Consider the following 3,837-nt stretch of genomic DNA (forward strand, 5'->3'; position numbering starts at 1 on the left):
AGAAAACGTACGCCGGGAGAACGCGGAAGCCGCGCGAGAAGTTCCCGCGCGGCCCGATGATCTGTCAGAAACTGCCGGTCAGAGGCGTCTCCCGCCGGAACGGGAGGCGCTCGGACGGATCAGACCGCGCTCCCCGCGATCCATTCGCTCCACCCCAGGTTCCACCCGTTGAGGCCGTTGTCGGGGGCGACCGTCTTGTCCGGGGAGTTCTTGACGATCACCACGTCACCGACCAGCGAGTTGTCGTAGAACCACTTGGCGGGGGTGTCGCCCTGGGCGCCCCGCGCGTCCGCGAGTCCGACGCAGCCGTGACTGGTGCCCTCCCGGCCGAAGGGCGGATTGCCCTTGTTGTACCAGTAGTTACCGTGGATGAAGGTCCCGGACTGCGTCAGCCGCATCGCGTGCGGCACGTCCGGGATGTCGTACTCGCCGCCCAGACCGACCGTCCGGCTGTTCATCCGCGTCTGCGTGAACTTCTCCGTGATCACCATCTGGCCGTTGTACGTCGTGTGCTGGGCGCTGCCCGAGGAGATCGGGACCGACTTCAGCGGCGCCCCGTCCCGCACCACCGACATGGTCTGGGTGCCGACGTCGACCGTGGAGACCTGCGAGCGCCCGACGGTGAAGGTGACCGTCTTCTTCTGCACACCGTGGGCGCCGTTGGCACCCTTCACGCCGTCCAGGTCGATCTTCATCGTGACCTTGGAGCCGGCCTTCCAGTACTCCTCCGGCCGGAAGTCGAGCCGCTGCGACCCGAACCAGTGCCCGACCACCTTCTGCCCGCTGCTGGACGACACCGTGATGTGCGACTGGACGGCCTTCTTGTCCTCGATGGCCTTGTCGAAGGTGAACGACACCGGCATCCCGACACCGACCGTCGTGCCGTTGTCCGGCGTGTACGTCCCGATGAAGCTGTTCGCCGAGGACACCGTCGTGAAGACCGAATCGGCCACCACCGTCCGGCCGTTCCCGCCCATCGCGGTCGCCGATATCTCGTACTTCGTCCCGCGCTCCAACTGCTCCTTCGGCTTCCAGCTGCTGCCGTCCGCCGCCAGTGAGCCCGCCACGAACTGCTCCGTCCCGGCCACCGTCATCTTCACGGTGGTCAGCCGGCCGTCACTCACCTTCACGCCCGTGCTGTTGATCGACGCCCCCGTCGATCCGTCCTCGGCCGAGATGAGGATCTTCGCGGTCCTCGCCCCGGCGGAGTCCCCGCCACCCTTGCCGTTCTTGTCCTCGGCGTTGGCGCTGCCGCCGCAGGCGGTCAGGGTGAGGGCGCCGACCACCAGGGCGGCACAGGCCCCCAGTGTGCGCCGCGCTGTTTTGTTCGGCGTTGTCACGGGCTGCTCCAGCTTCGTGTGTAGTGCGTGATCCGTTCCCGTACGGGGGAGAAGAGGACCACCACGACCGCCGGGGTTCCCGCCGTCCGCCGCTGAACCCATCGCGTGACAGAACCAAGACAATGACCCGCCTCTTGGGGCGACTTGGCTACCGGATCCCGTACAACTCCTCGTACGACGGCCATGTCCCGCCGGCCTCCGTCACCGACTCGGCGGCCCGCACCGCCCGCACGATCGCCCGCGTCACCATGTCAGCGCCCGCCGCGAGGACGTCGTTGAGGGCGAGCGGATGCGTGGCGCCGGCAGGCCCGGTGCCGAGCGGACGCGCACCCGTCGCCAGCGCGAACACCGTGTCCCCGTCATGCAGCAGATGCACCGGCCGTACGGCTCGGGCGATGCCGTCGTGAGCCGTGCCCGCCAGCTTCTGCGCCTGCGCCTTCGTGAGGTCGGCGTCGGTCGCGACCACCGCGAGGGTCGTGTTCAGCGGCGGGGGCGCGCTCGCCGCCGCGCTCTCCGCGAGGCGCCGGCGGGCGGCCTCGTGCACCCGCTCCTGCGGATACTCCACCCGCCCCTGGAACAACTCCCCGTACAGCACGCCCGTTTCCGGGTCCATGACCGAGCCCGCCGCGTTGGCCACCACCAGCGCGGCCACGGTGATGCCCGAGTCGAGCACGATCGCCGCCGTACCGACCCCGCCCTTCATCGCCCCGACCGCGGCACCCGTCCCGGCGCCCACACACCCCTCCGGTACCCGGGCACCGGGTGCGCTCGCCGCGGCGGCCTCCACCGCGGCCCGGCCGAACGAGGCGTCCGGGCGGGCCCGGAAGTCGCCGCCCCGCCCCAGGTCGAAGACACAGGCGGCGGGCACCACCGGCACCACGTGCGCCGGGTCGACGCCGACCGGCACCCCACGCCCGCGCTCCTCCAGCCAGGCCATCACGCCGGACGCCGCGTCGAGTCCGTAGGCGCTGCCGCCGGTCAGCACGACCGCGTCCACACGCTGCACGACATTGCGCGGGTCGAGGGCGTCGGTCTCCTTGGTGCCGGGGCCACCGCCGCGCACGTCCACGGCGGCCACGGCCCCGCCCTCCGGCGCGAGGACGACCGTGGTACCGGTCAGCCACCCGTCACCGCTGCGAGAGGCATGGCCCACCCGCATCCCCGCGACATCCGTCAGAGCACCGACTGTCAGAGCGTCAACTGTCATGCACCCCAGTCTGACCCGCCCCGTCCGGCGGCACGGCTGTCACACACGCCCATCGCCGTCCTCACACCGTCTGCGTCGTACTGCGCGGCCCCTGCTCCCGGGCGGCCATCCGTGCCGTCAGGGTCGTCCCGGTGGCCACCGCCAGCGCCGACACCAGGCCCGCGGCGAGGACCGCCCAGTCACCGAGGAAGGTGCAGCAGATCACCAGCAGGGCGGTGACCGGCAGGACCGCCTGCTGGGCGAGGCCCACCTTGAAGTGGCGGGAGTGCAACGCCCAGACGGTCAGCAGATACAGCGCCGTCGGCAGGGTCACCGCCGCCGACGCCGTGAGCGTCGACACGTGCGCCTCGCCGACCGTCTGCTCCACCGCCACCTCCAGGCCCGCGCCGATCGCGGCGGCCGAGGCGAAGACGAGATAGTGGCCGTAGCCCCACTGGAAGGCCTCCTTGCTGGAACGCAGCCGGCCGTGGATGGGCACCACGAAGTAGATCCACCACGCGGAGAAGATGATCAGCAGCCCGCCCGCGGCGATCGGGAGGAGTTCGTCCAGCGCGTCGTTCTCTTCCATGCCGACCTTCACGGCGATCGTGGCAGCGGCGATCGTCTCGCCGAGCACGATGATCGTGNNGCTCGGCGATGTGGTGCGGGTGCCAGGACGTCGGGTGGTCCTTCTCCGCGTACACGGGAACGCACATCTCCAGCAGCGCCATCCCCAGGAACAGCCAGGGCTTGCCGCCGTCGGGCAGGAACAGCAGCCCCAGCCAGCCGATCTGGCAGAGGGCCACGCCCCCGGCGTACCGCAGGGCCATCGCTCTCTCCGGGCCCTCGGTCGACCTCGCGACGCGCAGCCACTGCGCGGTCAGGGCCAGCCGCATGATCACATAGCCCACCACGACGGCCAGGAAGTCATGATCCTCGAACGCCTGGGACACCCCGGCGGCCAGGACCAGGACACCGGCGATCTGTATGAGGGTGACGACCCGGTAGAGGACGTCGTCGTTGTCGTACGCCGAGGCGAACCAGGTGAAGTTCATCCAGGCCCACCAGATCGCGAAGAAGACCATCGCGTAGTTGAGGATGCCCTCCCCCGTGTGGGACTCCGCCACGGAGTGCACCAGCTGCATGCCCGCCTGGGCGATGGCCACGACGAAACAGAGATCGAAGAACAGCTCGAGCGGGGAGGCGGCGCGGTGGGCCTCGCCCCGCCCCCGTGCGGTGAGCCTGCGCAGCGGCTTCGCGTGCGCCGGCGTGCCGGAGGCGGGAGTGGGCGAGGAGGGGGAAGGGGAGGAG

2 protein-coding genes and 1 pseudogene are annotated in these 3,837 nt (G+C 70.5%); all 3 read right to left on the reverse strand.

Translation table 11 applies throughout. From position 1 onward, the window contains the following. Positions 1-119: 119 nt before the first annotated feature. The gene (locus BZL64_RS35885) at positions 120-1,340 is read right to left on the reverse strand and encodes a L,D-transpeptidase (RefSeq protein WP_086773228.1); all 1,221 of its coding nucleotides are present in this window, start codon (positions 1,338-1,340) and stop codon (positions 120-122) included. A 148-nt stretch (positions 1,341-1,488) separates the two neighbouring features. Beyond that, positions 1,489-2,547 carry a P1 family peptidase gene (locus BZL64_RS35890; RefSeq protein WP_208639592.1) on the reverse strand — a complete coding sequence of 353 codons (1,059 nt, stop codon included), beginning with the start codon at positions 2,545-2,547 and terminating at the stop codon, positions 1,489-1,491. Between the two features lie 61 nt (positions 2,548-2,608). Then, positions 2,609-3,776, reverse strand: a pseudogene (locus BZL64_RS35895) (low temperature requirement protein A). Positions 3,777-3,837: the final 61 nt, after the last annotated feature.

The organism is Streptomyces bobili, from assembly GCF_002154575.1.
Taxonomy (GTDB): domain Bacteria; phylum Actinomycetota; class Actinomycetes; order Streptomycetales; family Streptomycetaceae; genus Streptomyces; species Streptomyces bobili.